20 protein-coding genes and 1 tRNA gene are annotated in these 25054 nt (G+C 52.4%); 10 read left to right on the top strand and 11 right to left on the bottom strand.

Annotated elements, in window-relative coordinates:
* The 11 genes from alr to OXG87_19440 form a co-directional block, all read right to left on the bottom strand.
* On the bottom strand, positions 1–802 hold an 802-nt coding region (gene alr, locus OXG87_19490), incomplete at its 3' end, for an alanine racemase (protein MCY3871738.1).
* Positions 803–3853: an SMC family ATPase gene (locus tag OXG87_19485; GenBank protein ID MCY3871737.1), complete on the bottom strand. Its 3051-nt coding sequence runs from the start codon at positions 3851–3853 to the stop codon at positions 803–805.
* Positions 3850–5091: an exonuclease SbcCD subunit D gene (locus tag OXG87_19480; protein ID MCY3871736.1), complete on the bottom strand. Its 1242-nt coding sequence runs from the start codon at positions 5089–5091 to the stop codon at positions 3850–3852. Before OXG87_19480 ends, OXG87_19485 begins: the two co-directional genes overlap by 4 nt.
* 95 nt (positions 5092–5186) lie before the next feature.
* Positions 5187–7004: a heparinase II/III family protein gene (locus OXG87_19475; GenBank protein ID MCY3871735.1), complete on the bottom strand. Its 1818-nt coding sequence runs from the start codon at positions 7002–7004 to the stop codon at positions 5187–5189.
* Positions 7005–7087: 83 nt separating this feature from the next.
* Positions 7088–7843 (bottom strand): leucine-rich repeat domain-containing protein, encoded by a 756-nt coding sequence (locus tag OXG87_19470; GenBank protein ID MCY3871734.1) that lies wholly within the window; start codon positions 7841–7843, stop codon positions 7088–7090.
* A 222-nt stretch (positions 7844–8065) separates the two neighbouring features.
* Complete coding sequence (locus OXG87_19465) at positions 8066–9814, bottom strand: helix-hairpin-helix domain-containing protein (GenBank protein ID MCY3871733.1); 1749 nt, start codon at positions 9812–9814, stop codon at positions 8066–8068.
* 86 nt (positions 9815–9900) lie between these two features.
* Positions 9901–11739 (bottom strand): ABC transporter substrate-binding protein, encoded by a 1839-nt coding sequence (locus OXG87_19460; protein ID MCY3871732.1) that lies wholly within the window; start codon positions 11737–11739, stop codon positions 9901–9903.
* Positions 11736–12218, bottom strand: coding sequence for a bifunctional nuclease family protein (locus OXG87_19455; GenBank protein MCY3871731.1), 483 nt, complete (start codon positions 12216–12218; stop codon positions 11736–11738). Before OXG87_19455 ends, OXG87_19460 begins: the two co-directional genes overlap by 4 nt.
* A gap of 72 nt (positions 12219–12290) precedes the next feature.
* Complete coding sequence (locus OXG87_19450) at positions 12291–12935, bottom strand: O-methyltransferase (GenBank protein MCY3871730.1); 645 nt, start codon at positions 12933–12935, stop codon at positions 12291–12293.
* Positions 12936–12960: 25 nt separating this feature from the next.
* Complete coding sequence (locus OXG87_19445; GenBank protein MCY3871729.1) at positions 12961–14004, bottom strand: Gfo/Idh/MocA family oxidoreductase; 1044 nt, start codon at positions 14002–14004, stop codon at positions 12961–12963.
* A gap of 9 nt (positions 14005–14013) precedes the next feature.
* Positions 14014–15006: a Gfo/Idh/MocA family oxidoreductase gene (locus OXG87_19440; GenBank protein MCY3871728.1), complete on the bottom strand. Its 993-nt coding sequence runs from the start codon at positions 15004–15006 to the stop codon at positions 14014–14016.
* Positions 15007–15256: 250 nt separating this feature from the next.
* Between OXG87_19440 and OXG87_19435 the strand changes: the two genes are divergently transcribed.
* From OXG87_19435 to OXG87_19390, 10 genes are all read left to right on the top strand, one after another.
* Entirely contained in the window at positions 15257–15637 is a 381-nt protein-coding gene (locus OXG87_19435; protein MCY3871727.1) for a hypothetical protein, read from the top strand.
* A gap of 170 nt (positions 15638–15807) precedes the next feature.
* Positions 15808–16185 (top strand): VOC family protein, encoded by a 378-nt coding sequence (locus OXG87_19430; GenBank protein MCY3871726.1) that lies wholly within the window; start codon positions 15808–15810, stop codon positions 16183–16185.
* A 23-nt stretch (positions 16186–16208) separates the two neighbouring features.
* Positions 16209–16664, top strand: coding sequence for a GNAT family N-acetyltransferase (locus OXG87_19425; GenBank protein ID MCY3871725.1), 456 nt, complete (start codon positions 16209–16211; stop codon positions 16662–16664).
* 109 nt (positions 16665–16773) lie between these two features.
* Positions 16774–18729 carry a hypothetical protein gene (locus OXG87_19420; GenBank protein MCY3871724.1) on the top strand — a complete coding sequence of 652 codons (1956 nt, stop codon included), beginning with the start codon at positions 16774–16776 and terminating at the stop codon, positions 18727–18729.
* Between the two features lie 5 nt (positions 18730–18734).
* Complete coding sequence (locus OXG87_19415; GenBank protein ID MCY3871723.1) at positions 18735–20177, top strand: oligosaccharide flippase family protein; 1443 nt, start codon at positions 18735–18737, stop codon at positions 20175–20177.
* Positions 20178–20249: 72 nt separating this feature from the next.
* Positions 20250–21332, top strand: a complete 1083-nt coding sequence (locus OXG87_19410) for a Gfo/Idh/MocA family oxidoreductase (GenBank protein ID MCY3871722.1) — start codon at positions 20250–20252, stop codon at positions 21330–21332.
* 20 nt (positions 21333–21352) lie between these two features.
* On the top strand, positions 21353–22429 hold the full coding sequence (locus OXG87_19405; GenBank protein MCY3871721.1) for a Gfo/Idh/MocA family oxidoreductase: 1077 nt from the start codon (positions 21353–21355) through the stop codon (positions 22427–22429).
* An 11-nt stretch (positions 22430–22440) separates the two neighbouring features.
* The gene (locus OXG87_19400; protein MCY3871720.1) at positions 22441–23457 is read left to right on the top strand and encodes an aldo/keto reductase; all 1017 of its coding nucleotides are present in this window, start codon (positions 22441–22443) and stop codon (positions 23455–23457) included.
* A 10-nt stretch (positions 23458–23467) separates the two neighbouring features.
* Positions 23468–24412: a Gfo/Idh/MocA family oxidoreductase gene (locus OXG87_19395; GenBank protein ID MCY3871719.1), complete on the top strand. Its 945-nt coding sequence runs from the start codon at positions 23468–23470 to the stop codon at positions 24410–24412.
* A gap of 59 nt (positions 24413–24471) precedes the next feature.
* Positions 24472–24548, top strand: a tRNA-Pro gene (locus tag OXG87_19390).
* Positions 24549–25054 lie beyond the last annotated feature (506 nt).

Genomic DNA, 25054 nt, shown 5'->3' with positions numbered 1-25054 from the left:
TGTATGTGCCGCCGTAACTGAGGGTTTGGCCAGCAGAAAAGTTTCGCACTTGTGTAATCTGCGCTTTGATGGATAGCGCAGGAGAAAGCGAGAGTGGGCCTGCACCTTGCGTAGGGGGAATGCCATAGGTGAGCAATCCCACGCGCACGAGGTCAAAATGGGATTCGGGCATGTGAACGGTCATGACGCTGTTGGCGGCGTGACGCCAGGTAACAGAAATATGTGTGAGTTTGGACAGGCAGGCGGCAAATGTTTTGATCTGATGGCGCGCCTTGTCCATGTATTCTGCGCGTTCCCAGGCTACATGTGTTGCGATGCCTTCGAGGAATAAATGGGGATTCTGGTCGATTTTTTTTGCAACGGCGAGCACCTCATCGGATAATAAACCAAGGCGGCCCATGCCGGTATCGACTTTGAGATGTATGCGGGCGCGTGTATTGTGGCGTTTGGCTGCGGCTTCCAGCGGTGGTATCGCGTCGGGATGGCCGATGGTTTGAGACAGATTGTGGGCAACGATGCTGTCGGCCTGTTCGGGCATGGTGGGTGCGAGGACGACAACGGGTGCTGTGATGCCCGCGTTGCGAAGGACAACGCCTTCTTGCAACAGGGCAACGCCAAGTGCAGACGCGCCGCCTTTGATGGCTGCTCTGGAAGCGGGTATGAGGCCATGGCCGTAGGCATTGGCTTTGACAATGGCCATGACCTGCGTTGTTGGCGAGACGAACTGACGGACTGTGGAAATATTGTTCGCAATGGCTGATAGATTTACTTCGATCCATGCGGGGCGGTCGGGTTGGGGCATTTAGTAGAGTACCTCAAAGCGCGATCCCAGGTCGGGATATTTGGTGACTTCGATGCGCACGGGAAATGCCTGTTTGAGCGATTCGACGTGGGTAATGATCAATATTTTTTCAAAATCCCCGCTGATGGCCTGAATCGCTTCCACGAGGTGGTCGAGCCCTTCGGCATCCTGGGTGCCAAAGCCCTCGTCGATGACCAGGGTTCTCAGGCGCGTGCCCGTGCGGCGAGATAGGAGTTTAGACAGGGCAATGCGAATAGAGAAGTCAATGCGAAAAGCTTCCCCACCCGAATAGAGTTCGTAGCTGCGTTCGCCGAGTTCGTCGCTAATTTTAATGTCGAGGGTTTCGCGCGTCCCCCCGGTTTTGAGGTCGCGCAGAGATTCCAGGGCGATTTGGGTGCGGTTGTCCGTCAGGCGCGCGAGAATGCGATTGGCTTCTTCTTCTATTTCTGGTATGGCCTGTTCGATGATGAGTGCCTGAATGCCGTCTTTGCCAAATGCGGTGGTCAGTTCGCGGTAGATGCGGATATTGCGCTTGCAGGATTTGATTTTTTCCTCGACGGCGTTTTGTTCTGTGCTGAGTGCATCGCAGTGTTCAATTTGGGATTGCAGGGCGGCATTTTTCTGGAGCAGGTCGTCGCGTTGGGTGCGCATCTGTGCGATATTGTTTTCCAGAGTATTGGCTTCTTCAAGGGTTGATTCGGCACTGTTGATGGCTGCGGCGATTTCCGTCAGGCGTTGTCGCGCTTGCTCGTCGCGCTCTGTAAGTTTTGCGAGGCGATTTTTTGCGGTGCCGACTTGTGTTTGTGCATTTTCAAGGTCGCGTTCGGCTACTTGAAGGCGTTCGTATTGCGCTGGCGCATCTTGCAGGTCGGCGAGTTGCTGGGAGATGCGCTGGTGGTGTTCGGCATTGTAATCCAGAGTGCGGATGCGCTTGTGCACCTGTTTGCGTTCTGCTTGTTCGTTGGGTGCGTATTTGGCCTCGTTCAGCCATTGTTGTGCGAGGTCGCGTTTTTCTCGAAATTCGGGCAGTTCTGCGAGGGCTTTTTCACGCTGTTCTGAAGCGAGTTGGAGCTGGGCATTTTTTGCTTCGACAGAGTCGAGTTCCTTGAGTTTTTCGCGCAGGGTGCGGTGTTCTGCCGGGTTATAGGTGAGGTTTTCAAGTGTACTGCGGGCATCGGATAGGGCGCGCGCATCCGGGCTGTTCTGGGTTTGTTCGCGCAATTGGGTTTCCAGGGCTTTGATTTCCGCCGACAATGTCTCGCGGGTTTGCACGGCATTTTCGGCTTCTTTTACTGCGGCTTCAGCTTCGGCGAGGCGTTGGGCGATGTCTTCGTGCTGTGCGAGCTGATTTTTAATCTCTTGATAGCGATGTCTGTGCTGTTCGCGTTCTGCGTCGGCTTTTTGAATATCCGATTCCAATTGTGTGATCTGTGCTTGTTGTTCCTGCAACTGATTTGATAGTTTTGCCGCTACTTCTTCGCGGTGGGTCTGGTCGAGTTCGCTGCCACAAAGGGGACACGAAGCATCCTGGACATTTTGCAAAATTTGCTGTTGTTGGGTGATGTCTTCGCGGGTTTGGTGCAGGGTGCCGAGGCGTTCGCCGTTGTTTTCAATCTGAATGTTGAGGGTGCTGCCTCTGTTGCGAATCTCGTCGCGCCTGGCTTCGAGGGATTGGATTTCTTCGGCTTGTGTGCGGAGGGATTGCCGCATTTTTCTGCGCGTTTCAATGTCTGCCACCAGCACATTGGTTTGCTGTCTTTGGTGTGTATGGGTGTTGATATCTACTTTTATATTTTCAATAGCAGTGTCTATTTGTCGTTCGAGGTCCCGGATATTGCGCTCAACGCGCTCCCGGTTTTCGCGTATGTCTTCCCATTCGCGGTCCTGTTGCCTGGCTTTGTGCAATGCCTCGAGTTGTGTTTGAATGGTCTCGCGGTCAGAGAGGAGAGCTTCTGTTTCTCGCAATGCGCGCTCTGCATCCCCAATGCGTAATTGCCATTCGCCGAGACGGCGTTCCACTTCGTGCCGCTGGTCGGCTATTTTTTGATCGAGTTCTCCTGCGCGTTTTTCAAGTGGTCTCAGGGCGTGTAGTTTTGTTTGCAGGTCTGCGTCTTCTTTTCGGAGTGCCCGATATTTTTCGGCGGCATGTGTGATTTTGGCGCGTCTGTCGAGGATTTCGCGGTAGGTTGCCACGTCTTGTTGCGCTTTTTCACTCGCGCTCTGTTGTTCCTGCAGATCCGATTCGATGCGCGATATCTCTTTTTGGAGCGCCTCGCGCTCGGCTTCATAGCGTTCGCGTTGGGTGCGTATTTTTCTTAGTTCTTCGCGGCGATTTTCCGCGCTTTCCAATTCGCTATTGCAGGCCTGGAGTTGTGCGTTGACGCTATCGCGCTGTGCTACAAATTCATCGCGTTTTTCAATGGTCTGCGCGATATCATCTCTTTTTGCGCGAGCGGTTGCGAGTTCTATATCCCCCTCGCGTGCGTGTTCTCGCGCCAGGGAAGACAGGTCATCGTAATGCGATAGGCCGAGAATATCTGAGAGGAGGGCTTTTCGCTGGCTCGCTTTGCAGCGCGTAAATTCGTCTGCGCGGCCCTGAAGGAGAAAGGCCGAGTTGATAAAGGTCTCGTATGTCATTCGCAACAGGGTATCGATACTGGCCTGTGTTTGGCGCACAGCACTTTCTTCCGAGAGGGTTTTGTATGCGTTCGTCTCCGGGGAGTAAATCTGAAATTCGAGGCGGGTGGTCGCGCTTTTGCCGGTTTTGCGAAAGCTGCGGCTGATGCGATAGCGGTCATTTTCGAGGAAAAATTCAAAATCGACCCGCATTTCAGTGGCGCCAATCCGCAGCAGGCCGTCGTTGGGGCGGCGTTCACTGCCAGATTTGCGGGCTTCTCCCCACAGTGCCCAGGTGATGGCATCGAGCAGGGCGGATTTGCCGTGTCCATTGCGGCCGGATATGCAGGCGACGTGAAAGCCCGAAAAGTCGAGGGGGGGCACGTTTTCGCCATAGCTGAGAAAGTTCTTCAGGGAAAGGCTTATGGGAATCATTCGCTACCTCTGAGTTCTGCTTCGAGTTGCGCGCCGTAATTCTGAAGGTCTTTTTCGATGTCTTTGAGGTCGGGGTGATTTTGCAAATATGCGTGGAGCGCGTCTTTTATACCCATGTCTTCTGAAATATTGGCTCTGCGCTGGTGTTTTTGTGCTCTGGGTTTGGGCGCAATGCTGGCGATCATGAACGCGTCTTTGAGCGCGTTTTTGATGTCTTTGAGGTCAAAGGTGTCTGTGCGGTCGCCGGGCAAATCGTAGATGACGCGCACAATGGCATCGGTGAGGGTATGTTTGTCAATGGCTTCGAGTATGGCTGTTGTGGGATCCTGATCCTGGGCGATATCAACCGATACTGTGCAAAATGGGCGGGCTGGTGTGTTTACAAATTTGTAAGATGCCGTCCGCCCTGTCTCCTGGGTCTCTATTGTGACCATGACGACGCCTTTAGTTTCTCGTTCTTCGCCAAAATCAATGCGTTCAATACTGCCGGAATATACGACAGGGGGCTGGGCATTGGCGTTGAGGTCCTGAAATTTGTGGATATGACCCAGGGCGACATAGTCAAAGGCGGGGTTGGCGAGTGTACTGGTGAGAAAAACGGGATCGCGCCCAATTATTGCGGTTTGTTCAGAGCCGGACAAGGTGGCGTCGGCAGCAGCGAGATGGCCCACGAGAACGGCGGGGATATCGGGATTGACCTCTGTGACCAGGTTTTCAATCAATAGAGCACCCAGGTCTTGAAGTTTTTCGACGACTTCTTCTTGCGACAGGTTGTGATAAGGGCCCTGGGTCAACAGGCGGCTGCGGTGTAGCCAGGGCAAGCAGGCAACTTGAATGGGACCAGATTTTGTGTCAATGGGGATGAGGCGGTCTTCAGAGGCAATGTGGACGCCTCTGGTGCCCAGTGTGCCAAAGATGTCAACGGATGAGGCTTTGCCATAAGATACGGGGCTGTCGTGGTTACCGGTGATCATGACAATGGGAGTGTCGCGGGCACTGAGCATGTGAATGAGGGATGCAAATTCGCGCTGGTGCGTGGGCGTGGGGTCGCAGGAGCGATAGGCATCACCGGCGAAGATGACGAGATCGACATCTTCTTTTATCGCTTCTTCAAACGCAAATCGAAGGCTTTTGATAAAGTCTTGTAAGCGCGTGTGAAGACCTGTAGCCGAATCGAGGCGACCGTAGTTTTCAACGCCAATATGGGTGTCGGCAACGTGTAGAAATTTGATGGACATAGTAAGAGAGGGTTATTATGGGGAGGGAGAGGATAGGGGAAATTTAAAGAAGAAATGAGAACGTGGAAAGAGCAAAGTTGCACACAGCACAGGCTTTATGGGCTTACTTTTGGCGTGAGTTTCACTTTGATTTTCAGATTTGCGACATCTGTGAAGTGGATCGCCAGTTTTCTGCGGCCTGTGTTATCGGCCTGTTTGGGATTGGGGGAGGTGGGCAAAGGGGTTGCGTCGAGGACTGTGAATACGGCTTCCGATGGCGATAAAATTTCCGCTTTGAGATGTTTGCCTCCGCGCATTAGAAGGGCGGTTTGACCGTCGAGTTTGACACTGGCTCTCGTGTGCATAAACCACCAGAGTTCAGACGGAGATTTGGCTTTGATGTCGTCGGTAATCACGACATGATTTCGGTCTATTATCTCAAAGGTGCGCTGCGCGTGCGTTACATCATCGGCATAAACGTCGGTGAGGTCGAGAACAGCAGTCGCGCGATCGGACGCAGCATTGAAGGAGGTGATGGGGCATTCGGCTTTGGGATTTTGATCTGGACCATTGCCGGGGTTGAAGACGAGGGTGTTGTGGCCCTCGGCGCGGATGCGGTAGAATTCCCAGCGTTGGCGTTTGTTGCGGTGTCTTTGATAGGTTTCGCGTTCCGTGCCAGAGTCAATAGCCCATCGCTCGTCGAGTGCTTCGAGGATGAATGTCCCTTGATCGAGGTGCCGGTGCATGCCAAGATTGTAATTGCCGCCGGCCTGAATGCCCAGCACGAGGGCATTGGGGTCGGTCCAGGAAGAACGCAAGGTGGCGACATCGGCTTTGCGAAAGTGTTTGTCGAGGGGCAGGGTGCTGGGGTCAAAGTCTTTTGCGCTGTCGTCGAACCACAACAAGTCGAGCACTGTGCCTCTGCCGTATTGTCTGAGCGTATCGTAGCGAAACCAACTGTAGTGTTGTATGCCGTAGTGCTCGCCCATCCAGAAGTGCATGGGGGTACTCACGCGGCGCAACCCGCAATCGGCAAAGTCAAAACTGTAGCGATCTGCCCCCGATATATAAATTTGATAATCCCCGCTTTCTTTGAACCCGGATGTGGATGAAAGGTCAAAATCCGTGCCGAGTGCGCTGAACAGGCTGGATAAGAAGAGGACGTTGTAGCGCGCACCATAATCCCAATAGGTCACGCCTTCGATACCCGCGCCATCCGGGGCGTAGAAATTCATCGATAGGGGAATGCCTTTGATGCCTTCGTAGAGAATTTCGCTGGCGAGTTCTGGTTCTTTATCGGCTATGACGAGCGCGCCCATGCCAAGCCCACCGTTGCAGACCTGATTCCAGTTGTTGTGACTGCGCGTCCACCAGGCGTTTTCGCGATAGCCTTTTAAGCCGGGTTTGAGACCTTTTTCCACGATGGCATTGCGAAGGATGTGACGCTGTTCTTCTGTCCAATGGTCGTATAACCAGTCGTATCCAACGGCAAAGGCACAGGTCATTTCTGCGGTGTCGAGAAAGTGATCGGGATTCCAGTCTTTGAATCGCGCCGCGGCTTCGAGTTCGGCCCAGGCGCGTTCTAAATAGGGTTTTCCGCCTTCCATGAGATAGACAAAGGCGAGTTGACGCACGCGCTCTTTGACGCGACGGCTGGTGGAGAGCAGGCGTCTTCCATCTGGGATGCTGTATTTCGATGGCTTTTGCGCGAGTATTTCCCGAGTTTCTCGCTTGACCCGACGGTAGGTTTTTGCTGCAACCGTATCGCGAGCGATTTGCTCTTTGATGCGCGCGAGGGTGTTTGCATCCACCATCAGACGCGGGTGGCCGGGCTTCAGGGTCGTTAGAATCCGATCCTTATCCGGGGGTGTGAATGCTTCTGTGTGTGTTTGGGTGCTCAGCATGAGGATGATTATTATCGCGGTTAATTTCATGATGTGTTTTTTAATGACAACGAGTTCGCTCAGTATAAACCGGGCGAACTCGTTGCGTTTTAGACCTGATATTTTACAGGCATTTAACTGTCGGTATTTACCTTAACGCCTTTTTTTGTTAAGGCAGGAACATGCGTCTTCATCGATGCCTCGTTCAGGGCGTTGCGCCTGATATTCAGTGTTGCCAGATTGGCCAGTCCAGCGGCCGGTGCGATATCGGCGACTTTGTTGTTGGCGATGTTCAGGGTTTTCAACTCCGCCATGCCCGATACTGCCGAAATATCCGAGACTTTGTTGCCGGAAAGATTCAGCGTTCTCAATTTGGTCAAGCTCGACAATGCTGAAATATCCATGACGTTGCGGTTCGCATTGAGATTCAGCGATCTCAGGTTGGTTAATTTGGCAAGTGCTGAGACGTCAGACACATTATTGCGAGTCAGATTCAGCGTTCTCAGTTTTTTCAAACCGGAAAGTGCCGAGACGTCGGAGACGGCGTTGCTGTTGACGACCTTATTCTCCACGCGCGTAGCACCGAGGTTCAGTACTGTCAAATTTTTTGCATGCTCGAGTCCGCTCAAATCGCTGATGTTTGCATTTGGCGCGACAAGACGTCGCAATTTCGCCATATCAGCCGTGGTGATCACCGCATCGCTCGCCATGTTCAGGGAATCCGCAATGACTGCACGCAGATTGGCGTCGGCGATCATGACTGGTTTTGGCTCCATTTTTTTGGCGCTCTCGCTTTTTTGCTCGCTCTTCAGGTGATGGCCCGCGTCACTCGCGCTATAGCTGCATGCAATGAAAAGTGCGAGGATCAGAGGGAGATGTCGATACTTCATGGTTTTTTCCTCCAGATGGGGGTGAATGAGGCACGCGAAGTGCCTGTACTAAATGGATGTGATACTGAGCACATGTGAAGTGATATCTTACCTGTGGGTTCCTCCTTTCTGGCGTGGTTTCGCGTTATTATGTGCTCTAATCAGGTGCATGATAATATAAAAGCAGTTGATTGGTCAATAAAAAATAATAGGTAAGATAAGAGCAGAAAGGGGAGAAGGGAGCTAACGCTTGAGGTCGAGTTGTGCGGACCAGGAGGAGGTGCGGTGATGGCTATAGCGCGTTGACAGACGGAAATGCGCGGTTGCCCAGGTGAGGCGCAGGCCGCGATTTGTGCCGTCACCCGAGAGGGTGAGCAGGCGTATGCCGCCCCAGACATCGGGTTCAATGTCGTAGATACGCGCGTTGTAGGATGAGATTTTGTGGTGGGTGGCCCATAGTGCGAGGGAAAAGCCCGTTGATTTGCCGAGTTGAAGACGAAGCCCGGCGGCATTTCCCGATGTACTGGCATGTGCGCGCTGGAGCCATGCGGTCATGGCGTGGTTGGGGCGTTTGTAGGTGAGTGAAAGGCGAAGACTTTGGCGGGGTACGCGATTTGTAGCACTTCTGGCATCGGCAGTTAGACGCGCAGAAAACCCCCTGCTGACGCGGTAGTTAAAATTGAGCCGCAGACGGGCACCTCGTGCTGGTAGTGCGCTTTTCTCTGGCAGGAGCTGACCGTGACGGTCGAGGGCGATATCGAGGCGTTTGCGTTTTGATACGCGCCAGGTCAAGCCAAAGAATGCGCCCCACTCGTTGTTGGGGGGAGAGCTATAGGCGGCATAAGGTGCGCCGTGCAAGCTGTGGAAACTACCGCCATAGCGTCTGCCAATGAGATGGAGACGCAGGGTGGATGTTCCAGCGACGAGGCCGGTTATGAAAGCTCTGGGGGCGATTTCGCCAAACAGGGCGATGCGGTCGACGCGGTAGAGGGCATTGAGGCTGAATAACATGCCTGCCCGAGCAGTGCGCGGTACTGCGGATTCACCGACTGTGTCAGACGCAACTGGCTCGAAGGCCGTGTTGAGGATTGTCAATCCAATGTGTTTTTGAGAGGAGCCAATGGCTATGTTTGTACCTGTGAGGCGTTCGCGGAGCGCGTTTTTGCGCGCTTGTGAGGTTTCGGTGTCGTGAAGGCCGCTGGTGTAGATGCGCGTGTCTGATCCAAAGGTCGCATCCCATGTCATTCGCCCATGCATCAAGCTCCAATGCAGGTGGGTGTGTGAGCCGCTCAGGTAAATGCCGCGCAGGGCACCGTGTTCTGTACTGGTGCGGTTGCCCAATCGCGTGGCAGTGCGGGGGCGTGCATAGCTCAGGCCGGTCGCGTTGCGGGTGCGGCGCGAAAAGAGCAATCCCTGTCCCCATTCTGGTCGCACGTCTCCTATGATGATGTTGACGCGAGGAAGGGGCAGGGCAATATAGCCAGTGACGTAATCGATAAGAGTCGGTTCTTCTGGGTCGCGTTCTGTAAGAAAAAAGGCAGAGAGACGTGTGGGTGAAGCGATTTCGAGTCGTTGATAGAGACGCATGTCGCCAAAGCTATTGGCGCGTTTGGAAGGGCGCGAGACGCGGGATGTGTATTGCAAACGCCATGGGCGCAGGGGGGCGATGGACAGATAGGGCGCGATGAGGTCGATGTGTTCTTCCGATAAGCCCTGCACATAGGCGAGGTCTTCAAGGGTGCGATAGGGGCGCCGGGCGATGATTCGCCTGGCGAGTTCTGGGGTGATACCGGGCAGAATGAGCAGGTCTTTCGCACTTGCGCGGTTGAGCTCGAGACGTATGCCTTCGAGGTCGCGCAACAAGTCGTTATAAGCTTCGGCTTCGCTTTCGGTGTAGATGGCGGACGGTTGTGCAAATAGGAGCGTGGGAAGGCACAGGGTGAACACAATGTGCCATGCGAGCGTACGAAAGTGAAAGATGTGTTCTGGCATTGGGCGCGTTTGCGGTATAAAGGTCTGTATTTACAGTAAGTTGCTTTATTACTGCAATAGACCTTATGCAAACGGTATGCCAATCACTACTTCTTATGCGGTTCTATTCTGCCGTTGCGGATGGTGAGCATATACATCCATGCATTTTCCCGATGGCCTTTGCCAAAGGATATTTGGCCGGTTGCACCGGGGACATCTGTGAGGGTTTCAAGGTGCTCTCGCAGGCGGTCTCGGGTGGTGCCGCCCGCGTTTATGCCGTGCAGGATGGATAGCATGGCATCGTATCCGAGGGCGGCAACGATATTCTGTTCTTGTCCAAAGCGCGAGCGGTAGTCGTTGACGAAATTTTGCACGGATTCGCGATGGCTCTGGTCGTAATATTTTGCGACAAAAATAGCGCCATCGACGTAATTTCCGCCGTCGCGAGCCACTTCATCGTGGTTCCAGCCATCACTGCCGAGCACCTGGGAAGAAACGAGGGCAGAGTGAAATTGGGGGGCAATGAGTAAGATATCCTCTGCACCACCGGCAATGAGGATGCCGTCCAGGGCTTCGACAACTTCGAGTTGTACGGTGTCGGGGTCAACGACAACGGGTGGGGGTGGGGCGACGTGTATGTTGCCAAGGATTAAGGCGTCAATTTCCAGGGCGAGATCGTCAGGTGCTTGAAGTGCCAATCCCGCACTGCGGATGCGTTCAAATTGGCGACGATAATCCGTGGTGCCCGGTTCGTACCATTCTTGAATGAGCACTTCGGCACCGAGGTCTTCGGCTCTGGTGGCAAATTCGCGGGCGATGCTCCGGCCATAATCATCTCGAGGCGCAAGTGAGGCCAGCGTTCGCAAGCCCTGTTTATTCACGGCGTGTTCTGCAATATGCCTGCCCTGTGCGCCTGGCGTTGCATTGACCTGAAAAATATAGGAACTGAGGGATGCAATGCCGTCGTCTGAGGCTGTTGGGGCCACCAGGGGCACTTTTTGGGCACTTAGCATAGTTGCAATAGGCGTGGTTACCGCGCTTGTGAGTGCGCCGATGATGGCGAGCACCTCGCGTTCTTCAACAAGGTGCTTTGCAGCGCGTGCTGCGCGAATGGGATCGCCTTCGGAGTCTTCAAATATCAGTTCGACCTGATCGTGCGATGCGAGTGAATTGCGGTCTCTCGCAAGTGTGATGCCGTTGCGAAGATCTTCGCCGCTTGGGGTGCCCAATGGGGCGATGACGCCGATTTTATAGCGCGCATTCTGGGGTTCTGGGTTGGGTTGGGACGGTGTGCGTTCGGTCATGAGGATTTGCCGCGCTCGCGCGGCAAGTTGCCCATTTGGATGGTGATCGAGAAAGAGGGTCAGGTATTTGTTGCCCTTTTCGAGATTGCCGATTTTGATATGCCAGTGCGCTTTGCCAAAGGCAATGGCTTCGTCGATGATGGCGCGATTAAAGTCGGTTTTCAATTTTTCGACCTCGCTATCAGGCAGCTTTTCGCTACCGGATAATTGGCCAAGGCGGTCTGCTGCGCGCGCTTTGAGGCGTATGTCGGCACTGCTGGTGAGCACACGCGCATATTGTGTGGCGGCGTTGTAAATCCGATGCTGATGAAAATAACAGTCGCCAATAATTAGATCGGTTTCAGAGATGTATCGGCTGCGTGGGTAGTGGTGTTGAAGCGCGATGGCCGCGGTCAGGGCCAAATCGTATGCTTTCAATTTGTAATGCGATTTTGCCAGCATGAATCTCGCGGCAGAGGTGCGCTGGTTGGGGGGGTGTTGTTCGACGAGTTCTATAAACCCATCCCGGGCGTCTGATAATTTGTCTTGAATATAATGGGCAATCGCGCGTTGGAAGAGGGTTTCCGCTTTCTGGCTGTACATCTCACCCGATATCTGGGTAGAGAAGAGGAGGAGAAACAGGAGTGTGAATAATTTTTTCATTGAACAAAGTTGATAAAATCTTCCGGGTGCAGTTTTTGGAGTCTCTGCTGAAGGCGTTCAGGGGGATGTTTTTGGGACAGTTCGGCACTTTTTTTTATTACTTTTTCGTCAATGTAGATTGGCGCATCAAATTTGAGTGCCATCAAGATCGCGTCGCTGGGGCGCGCGTCGAGTTCCAGAGGGGTTTCGGGGGAGGTGAGGTGCAATTGCGCGCGATAGACGTGGTCTATAATGTCTGTGATGAGCGCGTGTTGAACGCTGGCTTGCAGGTTTTTAATAACGGTTTTGATCAGGTCGTGTGCAAATGGACGCGGTGGTTTGAAATTTTCGCCTGCAATATGAAGGGCAAGCGAGAACATTTCGCCCATTTGAATCCATATTGGCACGCGGTGGTCGCCGTCTTTTTGTTTGAGCATAACAACTGGCTCTTCGTGTTGGCGGTCGATAAATATGCCTTCGATTTGGGCTTCATAGACCATGGACGCGACCTCTGTCAGTTTTGAAAAATATAAAGAAGGGCAATGGAGGGGTCAAGCGATCAGTTCTTATATTTAGTCCAAAACGAGTGAGACGGCGAGCCAGCCGCCTACGGGAATGATGTTGGAGATGAGTTTTGGGTGGTTGGCAACGCGGCGGTTGTAGTCCTGTATGCCGCGGCGACCATCGCCTTCGGGCAGTGCGCGGTGTGCATGTCCGTGTCCATTGGCATTGTCGGCGATGATGAGGCCGCCCGGGCGCGTGTTTTCAAGGGCAAAGTCGAGGTATTTGGGATAGCTTTCTTTGTCTGCGTCGATGAAGATGAGGTCAAATGGTCCGTCCTGTGCCGCGTCTTTCAGGAGTTCTGTGCCGTCGCCTAATCGCACGTCTGTTCGGTCAGATAATCCGGCTTTTTCGTAGTTGCGCCGCGTGACATCGGCGTGTTTGGATTCAATTTCCAGTGTGATGAATTGCCCGTCTTCGGGCAGTGCACGGGCGAGCCAGATTCCCGAATAACCAGCGAGCGCGCCAAATTCGAGGATTTTTTTTGCGCCGATTGTCCTGGCGAGCAAATACAGGGTTTGTCCGGCTTCGGGGCTGACTGAGATTCGCGGAATACCCTGTTCGGCAGCGTCGGGCATGATGTTTTTGAGCAAGTCGTCTTCGCGGGCGAAGACTTCCCGTTTGTATGTGTCGAGATCGGGATAGGATTGTTGCATTGGGTTATCCTTTCATTGCACGCTTTTAGAATGTGATTCTTCTGCCTTCTTTTGCCGATTGATACGCGCCGAGGATCATTTCAACGGAGACGCGCCCCTCTTCGGGGGAGACGCGTTCGTCGCTCAGGCCGCGAATATAGTTGATGAATGGACGGGGTATGGCGGCGATGCGCTCGCCCTGTCCTTTGGGGATGTCCATTTTGAATTCGGTCCAGCGATCGTCACCGCGACGGATGTATTTGAGTGGGACAGCGTCTTCTGATCGCGGCGCAGAGGTGGAGGGCGCGTCGCCGTAGTCCTGGATGATGGTTCCTTCGTCGCCGTAGATTTCAGTGGTGTTGACGCCTGCGGCAATGGTGGAGCCGTTGAATAATATGCCCATCATGCCGGTTTCAAAACGAAAGATGGAGACGCCGTTATCGTCAGGCGCAGTATCTGTCACGATGTTGTCGATTTCGGCCATTACTGAGACGGGGCGGCCAAAGGTCCAGTAGAACCAGTCGGCGGCATGGATGGCGTCGTCGAAGTACATTCCGATATTGGCAATGGGGTCGAGGTGCCATCTGGATGTGCCAGTGACGAAGTGGGGATTGAGCAGTACGGGGATGCAATGTCTTCGTCGGACAACCGCGATATTACCAACTGTGCCTTTTCCAACGAGTTCCTTAATTTTGCGGTTGACGGGGTCCTGCCGCATCTGAAAGGCCATGCTGAATTTGACGCCCGAGTTATTTACGGCTTCGATGATGCGGTCGCAATCTTCAAGGGTAGTGGCCATGGGTTTTTGGAGCAGGATATTTTTTCTCGCCTGAGCGGCCACTATCGCGTATTCTGCGTGGCGGTTGGTTTCTATGCCGATCATGACGGTGTCGATATTTGGGTCGCTGAGTACGGCGTCTGCGGATGTGCGAAATTCCATGCCGAATTTGTTGGCGTTCTCGCGCCCGCGGTCTTTGTTGTCGTCCCATGTGGCGATGAGTTCGACATCGTCAAAATGCTGCATTTGACCGCAATATGTGTTGATGTGTCCGTGTGCGTGGCTGATGACGCCAATGTGAACCTTGTCCATAAATGTCCCTCATTTTACGTAAACAACGGTTTCGGTATCGAGCGATTCAATGGCTGCGGCAATGACTTTTTGCGCGGCGAGGCCGTCTTCGCCCGAGCCGTCGATGTCTTCGGGTGCAACCCCGTCGCTGACCTGGCGGAGAAATGTGCCGATGCGGTCGCGGAAGGTGTCGATAAAGTCTCCAAATCCCCCAAAGGCCGGGTCTGTGTACACGGTTTTTTCGAGGTTGCCCGCCGGGTAGAGGGTGAGTTCGTGCCACATGTCATCGAGGACGAAGCGGCCGCCTGTGCCGGCGACTTCGCAGCGCTCCATGGGGTGCCCGCGCGCGATGTCGTAACTGCCCGTGAGTGAGCCGACCACGCCATTTTTAAAACGCATGTTGAACTGCGCGGTGGACCATATTTGGCGCCCGGGTGCTTTGGTGGCGAAACATTGAACCGCTTCGATGTCGCCGCAGAAATAGCGCATGACGTCAATGGTGTGTGGGTGAAGTGCTTTGAGGTGATAATACGGTGAGCTTTCCGCCGGATTCATGATCCACATTGCCATATTGATAAAGAGAAGGTGCCCCAGGCGCCCTTCATCGACCCATTTTTTTGCAAGTCGAGCCGCAGGGGTAAAGCGGTGATTGAGGTCAATGCCGTAGCAGACGCCCATTTCTTTTCCTTTGGCGACCATTTCTTCGCCGTGTGAAATATTATTTGAGATGGGTTTTTCGCCCAGGACATGACAGCCAGCTTCGAGGGCTTGCATGGTGGGCGCGTAGTGATCACTGCTGTATTCATAGCCACCCGTGGCTACGCTTACCACATCGGGTTTGAGTTCTTCAAGCATTTTTGGAACGTTATAAAAAGCGGTGACGCCCAGGCGTTGTGCGGCCGCATTGGCGCGGGTTTCGTCGATGTCGCATACGCCCACGAGATCGGATAGTGGGTTTTCTACATAAATATCAGCGTGCCGGTTGCCAATTGGTCCCAGCCCGATGACACATACACGTAGCATAAAGGTACTCCATATTGTAGGATTGGTGCTCAATCGTCCAGTGGTTGCCGCCTCCGGCGGAGTTTTACTTTTTATTTAAGCATAAATTATTTTTCGTCAAGATGTTTGCGAGGCGGGGTACAACTTTGGTAGAAGCGCAATTTTTGGCTTGCAATAAGGTATTTTTCCTTGCCAAGCGTGTTTGAATCCGCTAAATTACGGCGTCCTGTTTTTCGAAATTTGACGGAGTTGATCATTTCTACAAAATGCTATGAAGCGCGAAAGAATACATTATAACACGGTGCGCGAGATTTGTTTTTCGCCAGAAGATATCGCTCGCCTTTCCGATAATTTACAGGAAAACGGCGCGCCATGTCATATCCGTCATTTAATGCCCGGCGAGGCAGACCCCGTGCGTTTGGCTCAGGTTAAAGATGTCATTGAGACGGTGTTGGTGGGACGCAAGTACGAGGTTTTGTTGCTGCGCTCGCAGGGCAAGACGTTTACAGAGATCGCGCTGCTTTTAGAGATCTCAAAAAGTGCGGTGCAAAGCCACTACCGTATCGCCATACGGCGAGTACAACGCGCTCTGGGGATAGTACCCGGGCAAAAGGTCAAACCCCCGTCACCATCGACGTATTCCATGGTCTAACTTTCCTCTCTCTGTTTTGTCAATCAGGTTCCGCTTTGTGCGCGACCTGTTTTTTTTTGCCCCAGGCTTCCAGTCCCTCGCCTTTTTCTTGTCTTTGTCCCATTCATGTGTATCTTTGGTGGTTGTTGAAGTTGTAAATCTCACTTTTTCATTTTTCAAAGGAGTTTTCCATGGCTGTATTTCTTCATACGCGCATTCGCGTGAGCGATTTGGACAGGTCGATCCAGTATTATTGCGATCACTTTGGTTTTGTGCTGAAGAGCCGCTCGGATAAGTCGCCAGCGGGCAATCAGATTTGCCATCTGGAATTGCCGGGCAACGAGCATACGTTGGAGTTGACGTATTCCGATGATTACGAGTTGAATGTGCCCGAAGATTTGATGCATTTTGCGATCGGCGTACCCGATTTGATTGCTTTTTGCGATGAGTTGGAGAATAAGGGACTCGATATTTGGCCCGGCGATTGGCGAGAGACATTTCCCACGGGACGCAAAATGGCGTTTGTCGATGATCCCGATGGGTATGAAATTGAGTTGTTGGAGAGGTAAGACTTGATAGCAGTACTCTATCCATGTTACCCAATTTAACCGTGCGTTCGGCACAAATTTCTGATAGAAATGCACTTAATGAATTAGTGAAAAATATTGGGCCACAATGTGTTGTGGCGTTGTCGGGTGGGCGTGTGTTCATAGATGTGGAACAGACGCTTGTAGCTGTGCAGGGCGATTGTGTGATTGGATTTGTGGCGTGGTTGCAGGATGAGATGCAGGCTGTAATTGTGGGGCTTGGGGTGCGTGACACGCATCGGCGCTTTGGTGTGGCAACGCGGTTGGTCAATGCGCTGACAGAGCATTTGCGAGAGGCAGGGGTGCGGTTGTTGGAGGTAGTTGTGCCGCGCGATAGGGTTGGTGCGGTAGGGGTGTTTGAATCGGTGGGGTTCAGGCAACTGGGGCGCAGTGCTGCGGACGGCGTTACATTTGAGTATCGCTTGTGGGGGCGCAGAAATCGGGCAGATGGATTTGCGTAATTTGTTGTAATCTATCAACAGGAGGTGAGAGATGCACGGTTGCCGGTTGCATCTTTTGTCTCCTGTTATTAGTTTGGGAGTTCAGTTAGGCGATTGAGAAAGGTGGATTATGGCCGAAGTACAAGCCTCAAATACAATAGATGTGGCGACGCGTGAGGGCATCACGCTCAGGGCTGTTCTTTTTGGGTTGGTGATGGTGTTGTGGATTGCGTTTTGGAATACGCATGCCGAGTATATCGCCCACACCTCGCGTATGAATATCAGCCATTTTCCAATGGTATTGTTGTGTACCTATGTGCTGGTGGTGTTGCTGAATCAGCTGGTGCGCTGGATAAAGCCTCGATATGCACTGTGTCAAACCGAGTTGCTGGTGGTGCTGGCGATGGGGCTTTTGGGCGCGGCCATTCCCGCGTATGGTTTGACGAGTTTTTTCCTGGGCATGATTTCGGTGCCGCATTATCTGGCGACGCCCGAAAATCAATGGTCGGAATTTGTCCATCCGCATTTGCCCGATTGGCTGGTGCCGAGCAACGAAGGCTATGCCATGCAATGGCTTTACGAGGGCCTGCCTGCAGGGCAGTCTATTCCCTGGGATGTGTGGGTAGTGCCGCTGTTCTGGTGGTTGAGCGTTGTTGCGGCTATTGTTCTGGCGTCTATCGCGCTTTCGAGTATGTTGCGCAAACAGTGGTCTGAGCACGAGCGCGTGGCTTATCCCGTGCTCGGTCCGCCGGTAGAACTGGCGTCGGCGGCTGACGCGCCAAAGCGGGAAGGTATTTTGTACAATCGGTTGTTCTGGATCGGATGCGGCCTGATTTTTTTTGTGAAGGCGTGGAATATTATGTCGTATTTCAATCCCGGTATTCCCATTATCTGGTTGGGGCAGCAGTGGTTTTATTTTGCCAGATTTTATCCGCCGCAGCATACAGGGGTGAATTTTTTTACGATTGGCTTTGCGTATTTTGCCAATGTGGATGTGTTGTTTTCCATTCTGGTCTTTCATCTTTTGTATCTCAATGAGATTGCTTTTTTTCGCAGGGTTGGGTTCACATTGTCAGCCAAAACAGGTCCCGGCGATGCAGTGGCTGGTTTGCAAAGTGCCGGCGCGTTTATCGCTCTGGTTTTCTGGACATTCTGGACGGCGCGGCTGCATTTGAAGGATGTGTTTCGCAAGGCTTTGTGGGGCGATGATACCGTGGATGATTCGAATGAGTTGATGTCGCACCGCATGGCGGTTATTTCGCTTGTGATCAGTGTGTTGTTCATGTTGTTGTGGTTGCGCACGATGGGGTTGGAATGGAAGTTTGTGTGTCTGCTAACCCTGGGTTTGTTCACTGCCTATATTGGGCTTGCCCGCATTATTGCCGAGACTGGCGTGGTGTATATGAGCATGCCGATCAACGAGGCCGGGTTTGCAGATTTGTTTTTTCATCCGGTGGATTATTCGGCGGGGGCACGAACGTCAATCACGTTGTTTTCTTCCCTGCGTTGCCAGAGCAAGGCGATGTTTATGGTGCCTCTGGTTCACATTGCCAGGTTGGGCGAGTTGATCCAGCAGCAAAAGGGGCGTTTGTTGATGGTTGTACTCGTGACGCTCATCGTTGGGATTGGATGGACGGTGATTCTGACGATTTTTTTGAGTTATACATACGGTGCGTATAATTTTAATGATCTTCCGTTTACGCGCTACCCTCCGCGCGTGTACGACGCTCTGGTCAAAGCCTTAAAAGAAGTGCCCGAATACAAACCCGAACGCTATTTGTTTTTAGGTGCTGGGGCGCTCATTTTTAGTGTTATGAGTTTTTTGCGGTATCGCTTTACATGGTGGCCTCTGCACCCTATAGGGATGATTGTGCCAGTGGGGCACGCGATGCACTCGACGATGTCCATTTTAATCGCGTGGAGTGCCAAAGCGATTATTCTTCGCATTGGGGGAGCTTCGCTTTATCGGCGCAGCAGACCCTTTTTTGTCGGTATGCTGGTGGGCTATGGGCTTGCCGTGTTCACGTCCTATGTGGTAGATCAAATCTGGTTTCCCGGACGCGGGCATCACATGCATTCGTGGTAGGGGATATGAGCAATCAGTCTTTGGCGACACGAGCGGTGCGCGGTGCGTTTTGGACAGGCGGCGGGTTGGGCGTGCATCTCATCGTGACACTGATTTTTTTTCGGATTCTAAATCTGGAAGATATGGGGTATTTCATCTGGGCACAGCGCATTCTGGTTTTGTTTCAGATGGTGGGTGTATTGGGTCTAAACGACGCTTTGATAAAATATCAAGACGCCTCGCGGATCCATTTTTCTTCTGCTTTTTGGGCCTGTCTTTTTGTGGGGATTGCGCTTTTTGTCGGGTTTATAGCGAGTGAGTGGCTTCTCATTATCTGGTGGGGGAGAACACCGAATATTGCGGCGTTTTTTGATATTGCAAAACCCATGGCTTTGATCATTCCCCTTGCCTCTGTTTCGGGGATTGTGAAAGCAATTCTGGCTCGAGATTTGCGTTTTCAATCCATAGCCATAAGTGAAATGATCGCCGCGTTGATTGCCGCAATTGTCGGCATTGGTCTTCTCTTTGGTGGTTGGGGTATAAAAAGTGCGGTTTGGAATGCAATAACGAGGGAGGTCGCATTGTTGGGCGGTTTGTGGATTGCCGCTGCCTGGATGCCGTCGCTGTCGTTTAGTTGGGCAAAGCTGAAGGCACTTTTGCCATTTGGATTCAATGTTTCTGGCGCGAATCTGCTCAACAATATCAACAATAATCTGGACAAGGTCTATTTTGTCCCTGTTTTGCTGGGGCCAGTTGCCGCGGGTCTGTACGCTTTTGCCTATCAATACACAATGGTTCCATTGAATCGGGCGAGTGTTGTGCTGACGCGGGTGATTTTTCCGGCTTTTTCCGTGGTGCAGCGCAATAATCAGACCTTGCGACGGGGATATACGCGCACGATTACTGCGATTGCCCTTTTGTCCTGGCCCGCGCTAATAGGTGGTTTCATCTATGGGCGAGAAATTTTGTTGCTGGTGAAAGGCGAGGAGATGTTGCCTGCTCTTAATCCACTCAGGCTGTTGATTTTAGCGGGTATGCTTAAAGCTGTGGGGACAGTTGTGGGATCGGTTTTTCTCGCCAAGGGAAAGGCAAACTGGGCGTTTCGGTGGACGCTTGTAAATCTGGTTGTTTTTGTGCCCGCGCTTTATTGGGGGGTGCGCTATGGGATTGATGGGATCGCCGCCGTGCTTTCAGCGGCTGCCGTGTTATTTCTCGTGGTTACGCAAATACTGGTCAATCGTTTGATTGATTTGCGAATGGCCGATTATTTCAAGTCATTTGTCGGGCCATTGCTGACGACGCTATGGGTCGCGGTTGCGCTGGTCGCGGTTCGTTTATTGACAGATCTGGGGCCTGTTGAAGCTCTGTTATTGGGCGTTGTGGTTGGGGGCATCGCTTATGCTATTGCTGTTCGTTTGTTCGCCTGGGCATTTGTGATGCGGTTCTGGCGTGATTTCCGGGGGCAATAGATTGTGATTGTGTTGTCCGCCTGTTCATGGCATAATGCAAGCGTCTGGGTGGAAAACTAAAGGAGGCACATTTTGAAAACCTACCGCGTGGGTATTATTGGATTGGGACGAATGGGCAGCACGATTGACGATGAAGGGCATGCTGTCAAACCGTATTCTGTTGCGGCCTGTTGTGGGGTGATAGATCAACTGGAACTCGTCGCCGGATCTGATTTGCAGGCAGATAAGCGGGCGGATTTTACCGAGCGATGGGGTGTGAAGGCTGTTTACGAAGATTATATGGAGATGGTGGCACGAGAGTCGCTCGATCTGGTGGCGGTGTGTACAACGGCTTCGGGTTTGTTTAAGCCCGCCAATGAGGCACCCGACGCGAATTTCAGAGGCGATTCGCATGCAGATTTAACCGTGAGCCTTGCCAATGCTGGGGTGCCGATGTTGTATGTGGAGAAGGCGATGGCGAGTTCGGTGGCGCGGGCAGATGAGATTTTAGATGCGGTGGTAGCAAATGGCACTGTGTTCAATACGGGTGTTTTGAGGCGATTTAACGTGAGTTATCACGCCGTGCGCCGCGCAATTGCCGAGGGTGAGATTGGCGAACCCAGAGCGGCTATTCACTACGCGGCCTCATCTTTGATGCACGGGCATATCCACTCTATAGATACGCTCTCTTTTTTGTTGGGCGATCCAAAGATTGAAGCGGTGCGCGGTGAATTATTGCCGCGAGATTTTGCGATTGAGAACAATCACATTGCTTTTGATCCGAGCGCGACTTTTCAATTGCGATTTGAAAATGGCGTAGAAGCCTGGTCGGTCCCCGCGGGTGGCTGGGAGTTTGAGGTGATGGGGACAAAGGGGTGCATCCGGTCGATTAACAATGGGGATGGTATAAAGCTCAGAAAATCCGGTAACATGGTGGGCAAACGCCAGGGGTGGGATGATGCAGAGGTCGCGCATGTTGCGCCAAAAAGCCATGTGGTGTCGTGTCTTGAGGATTTGGTAGAAGCTTATGAACAAGGGCGTCCAACGCTGGGACATGTGGAGGTTGCCCATCATGTCACAGAGGCATGTATTGCGGTAGCGGAAAGCCACCGTCGGGGGAGTTCGTGGGTTAATCTGCCGTTGGAAGAACGGGATTTATACATTTTTCACGTTTAGGTCTTCATTGGGAGCAGGTCATGAAAACATATCGCGCAGCACTGATTGGATGCAGTCGGATGGGTGCATTTATTGACAATGAGGTGGATCACACGCGGGCGTATTCCCATGCGGCGGGATACGAGGCATGTGATCGAACAGATCTGGTCGCGTGTTCGGATCTGCGCGAAGATGTGATGGCGCAGGCGGGCGAGCGATATGGGGTGCCAAAATCGCGACAGTACACGGATTATCGGGAACTTATCCATACGGAAGAGCCAGATATTGTGAGCGTGGCGACGCAGCCAGAGCAGCGCGCAGAGATTGTGGTATATGCTGCCGAGCATGGGGCAAAGGCGATTTATGCGGAAAAAGCGATGGCGGCTTCTATGGCGGATGCCGATGCGATGGTCGATGCGTGTGAGCGCAATGGTGTGTTTTTCAATCTGGGTACCAATCGGCGATGGGATAGAGGGTATGACAGCATGAAGGAAGTGATTGATAGCGGGCGCATTGGGCGGTTGCGGTCGCTGATCATTCACCAGACCAGTTCTCTTTTCAATGGTGCAAGTCACAGTTTTGATCTGTTGATGCGCCTCAATAGCGACCATCCCGCGTCGTGGGTACAGGGACATCTATCGCAGGGTGCAGACGAGATTGAGGGGAATATTTTGAAGGCGGATCCCGCGGGACACGGGATTATCCAGTTTGAAAATGGCGTGACGGCTTATGCCCTCAATTCCGGACGTGGTCTGGAGGTTGAAGCTGTGGGCGATGCAGGGGTTGTGACGGCTTTGCAAAATGGCGCGGGGTGGCAGGTGCGCGAGGTCGTTGGGCATGATCACAGGGGACGGAATGTGCTGGGATATGGAGATTTTCCAGAGGTGGAGCCGACGAGTTCGACGGTGCATTTGATTGAAGACCTGGCACATGCGCTGGATACGGGCGAGCCGACGCGGTGCGGTGTGCGGTTGGCACATGCCAATCAAGAATTGATTTTTGCTTTTGTCGAATCGCACCAGCGAGGGGGTAAACGGGTGCATCTGCCGTTAAAAGATTGTCCCTATCGCATGGATCGCGGTTTTGCACCCAGGCAACCGAAGTTTGAACGGGAATGAAGGAGGTTATTGTGGAATATCGCGAGTTTGGACAGACGGGATTGAAGGTTTCGGCAATCGGTTTTGGATGCTGGGAATTGGGTGGGGGATATGGGTCTATTGATGACGCTGAGGTCGTTGCCGCGGTCAATCGAGCTATTGATCTGGGGATCAATTGTTTTGATACGGCGCAGGGATATGGCAGTGGTGCGTCTGAACGGTTGCTTGCGCGCGCGCTGGGACCCAGGCGCAAAGATGTGATTCTGGTTACGAAGTTCGGCATTGGATACGAGCAGGGCAGAGATAGCAGCAAAGAAATGGTCCACCGGGCGATTGAGCAGAGTTTGGAGATGCTGAATACGGATTACGTCGATGTGTATCTCGTGCATTGGCCCGACCGCGATACGCCTTTTGAAGAGACTATGGGCGCTCTGGAGGAGATTGTCCAGGCGGGAAAGACGCGGTTTGTGGGGCTGTCGAATTTTACGCCTCCAGAGATCGCGCGGTGTATGGATGCGCGGCGCGTGGATGTGTTGCAATACGGGTGTAATTTGTTTGATCGCCGCCATGTCAAATGGACGTTTCCCTACGCCGAAGCAAATAATGTGGGGATAATGACATACGGTTCTCTGGCTTATGGATTGCTCGCTGGCGCGTTTACAGAAGATACGGTTTTTGAAGATAATGATTGGCGCAGAAGAGGCGGTAGCAATACGACTTTGCGCCTGTTTGAACCGGGTATTTTCCAGCGCAATGTTCGGGCGGTGAATGAGTTAAAGGAGATTGCCGCGGGGTTGGGCAAAAATCTGCCGCATATGGCGCTGAACTGGGTGTTGTCTCACCCGGCTGTGAGTACGGCACTGGTGGGTGCGAGAAGGCCAGAAGAGGTAGAAGACAATATGGGTGCTCTGGGGTGGACATTGGATGAGGATACAAAGCGGGCAATTGATCGGGTTTTTGCCAAGTACGAAATCGATACGGCGCCCAATAAATGGGGCGAAATGGATTCGAAGTGGATGGATATTGATCCTGCGGAGTGGACAGATTGAGGAGGATATAATGGATAGCGTGCGCGTTGGTGTGATTGGATGTGGTGGCCGGGGCAGGGGACACATTCGGTCTTTGAATGAATTTGAAGATGTGCATCTCGCAGCGGTCTGCGATCCGGTTGTAGAGATCCGCGAGTCCGTGTGTGAAGAGTACGGGATTGAAGGGCAATACGGCGATGTTTCCGCGTTGCTCGAAGGTGTGGCTCTGGATGCGGTTTTTGTCGCGCCGCCTGCCCACTTAAATGCCACGCTCGCATTGCCGTGTCTGGAGGCTGGGGTCAATACTTTTTTGGAGAAACCTCCCGGTTTGAGCTTGCAAGAGACCGAAGCGTTAAAAGCCGCATCGGACGAAATGGGTGCGAAAGCCATGGTGGGATGGAATCGGCGTTTTCATCCGATTATTGTCGAGGCGCGAAATCTGGTGCTGGACCGCGGTCCTGTGACGCAATTGGTGGGGGAGTTCCACAAGAGTATCACGGATTTGGGAAATTCGGGTAAATTTGCCGAGGTGCTGATGGATTGTATGCTTTTTGAGACGCCGATTCACGCCATTGATACGATCCGCTTTTTGGCAGATGCCGATGTTTCCGAAGTTCACAGTGTGGTGCAGCGGTCTATGTCCGGTTATCGGGATGTACACGCGGCGCTCGTCGCGTTTGAAAATGGCGTTGTCGCGCAGCTTATTCACAATTATACGACCAATGCCAGGCTGGAGCGTTATGAGATTCACGGGCACGAGATTTCGGCTTATATGGAGGGCGTGTCACGCGGAGAGGTTTTTTGTGATGGGGAGAAAAGAGAGTTGAGCGGGGATGGATCGGGGACAGACGAACAGAACCGATTTTTTATCGATTGTGTGAAAGAAGATCGTCCTGTCGCACTTCCCGCGGCAAATTTAGATGAGGCGATTAAGACGATGGAATTGGCAGAGGCGATTCTGGCTGGGACGCGATAGTATCGGATTCTTTCTATTGACAATATTTTCCGAATCCCGTACTTTTTAGATATTAGAAACGAGGTGTGGCTCAGTCCGGTAGAGCACCTGCTTTGGGAGCAGGGGGCCGGGGGTTCAAATCCCTCCACCTCGACCAATAAAAACAAGGGGTTGTGAGTTCTACTCACAACCCCTTGTCGTTTTCTGTATAGCAAAATAAAAAAATTGGGGATCAAACGCTCTTAAACTGCGAATCAAACGTTCTTGAAAATAGCGATATATCGATAACAACGATATATCGCTATTTTTGTTTTAAATGCTTGAAAATAAATCATTTCATAGTCAATATCGCTTTTTTTTCATCGATATATCGTTGAAAAATATAAAATTTAGCCTGACTTTTAGCTTTTTTATAATAAATCTATCCTCATTAAAAATAACGCCTTACGAATATAATAGCTTGGATCCATTCACAATGGCACACTTTTTGCTATTATAAGTCCCATTCAGGTCCCCTCAGAACCAGGACCGACGTAAAGCGCAAAGTTTCACATCCACACACCCAAAGGGAGGGTAGAAATGCATATGTATAAGCACGTAACACTTGTCGGACTCATTGCACTCTTTGTCGCAGGTCAAGTCTCTGCTAATTCTCATACTGAT

This window comes from Gemmatimonadota bacterium (assembly GCA_026706845.1).
Taxonomy (GTDB): Bacteria; Latescibacterota; UBA2968; order UBA2968; family UBA2968; genus VXRD01.
This window is presented reverse-complemented; position numbering and strand designations above follow the sequence as displayed.

Excerpts from the sequence above, each read along its gene's own strand:
- OXG87_19395 (MCY3871719.1), top strand. The coding sequence starts at position 23,468 with ATGGATAGCGTGCGCGTTGGTGTGATTGGATGTGGTGGCCGGGGCAGG.
- OXG87_19420 (MCY3871724.1), top strand. The coding sequence starts at position 16,774 with ATGGCCGAAGTACAAGCCTCAAATACAATAGATGTGGCGACGCGTGAG.
- OXG87_19405 (MCY3871721.1), top strand. The coding sequence starts at position 21,353 with ATGAAAACATATCGCGCAGCACTGATTGGATGCAGTCGGATGGGTGCA.
- OXG87_19440 (MCY3871728.1), bottom strand. The coding sequence starts at position 15,006 with ATGCTACGTGTATGTGTCATCGGGCTGGGACCAATTGGCAACCGGCAC.
- OXG87_19485 (MCY3871737.1), bottom strand. The coding sequence starts at position 3,853 with ATGATTCCCATAAGCCTTTCCCTGAAGAACTTTCTCAGCTATGGCGAA.
- OXG87_19475 (MCY3871735.1), bottom strand. The coding sequence starts at position 7,004 with ATGAAATTAACCGCGATAATAATCATCCTCATGCTGAGCACCCAAACA.
- OXG87_19415 (MCY3871723.1), top strand. The coding sequence starts at position 18,735 with ATGAGCAATCAGTCTTTGGCGACACGAGCGGTGCGCGGTGCGTTTTGG.
- OXG87_19465 (MCY3871733.1), bottom strand. The coding sequence starts at position 9,814 with ATGCCAGAACACATCTTTCACTTTCGTACGCTCGCATGGCACATTGTG.
- OXG87_19445 (MCY3871729.1), bottom strand. The coding sequence starts at position 14,004 with ATGGACAAGGTTCACATTGGCGTCATCAGCCACGCACACGGACACATC.
- OXG87_19455 (MCY3871731.1), bottom strand. The coding sequence starts at position 12,218 with ATGGTCTATGAAGCCCAAATCGAAGGCATATTTATCGACCGCCAACAC.
- OXG87_19425 (MCY3871725.1), top strand. The coding sequence starts at position 16,209 with ATGTTACCCAATTTAACCGTGCGTTCGGCACAAATTTCTGATAGAAAT.
- OXG87_19470 (MCY3871734.1), bottom strand. The coding sequence starts at position 7,843 with ATGAAGTATCGACATCTCCCTCTGATCCTCGCACTTTTCATTGCATGC.
- OXG87_19435 (MCY3871727.1), top strand. The coding sequence starts at position 15,257 with ATGAAGCGCGAAAGAATACATTATAACACGGTGCGCGAGATTTGTTTT.
- OXG87_19450 (MCY3871730.1), bottom strand. The coding sequence starts at position 12,935 with ATGCAACAATCCTATCCCGATCTCGACACATACAAACGGGAAGTCTTC.
- OXG87_19430 (MCY3871726.1), top strand. The coding sequence starts at position 15,808 with ATGGCTGTATTTCTTCATACGCGCATTCGCGTGAGCGATTTGGACAGG.
- OXG87_19460 (MCY3871732.1), bottom strand. The coding sequence starts at position 11,739 with ATGAAAAAATTATTCACACTCCTGTTTCTCCTCCTCTTCTCTACCCAG.
- OXG87_19480 (MCY3871736.1), bottom strand. The coding sequence starts at position 5,091 with ATGTCCATCAAATTTCTACACGTTGCCGACACCCATATTGGCGTTGAA.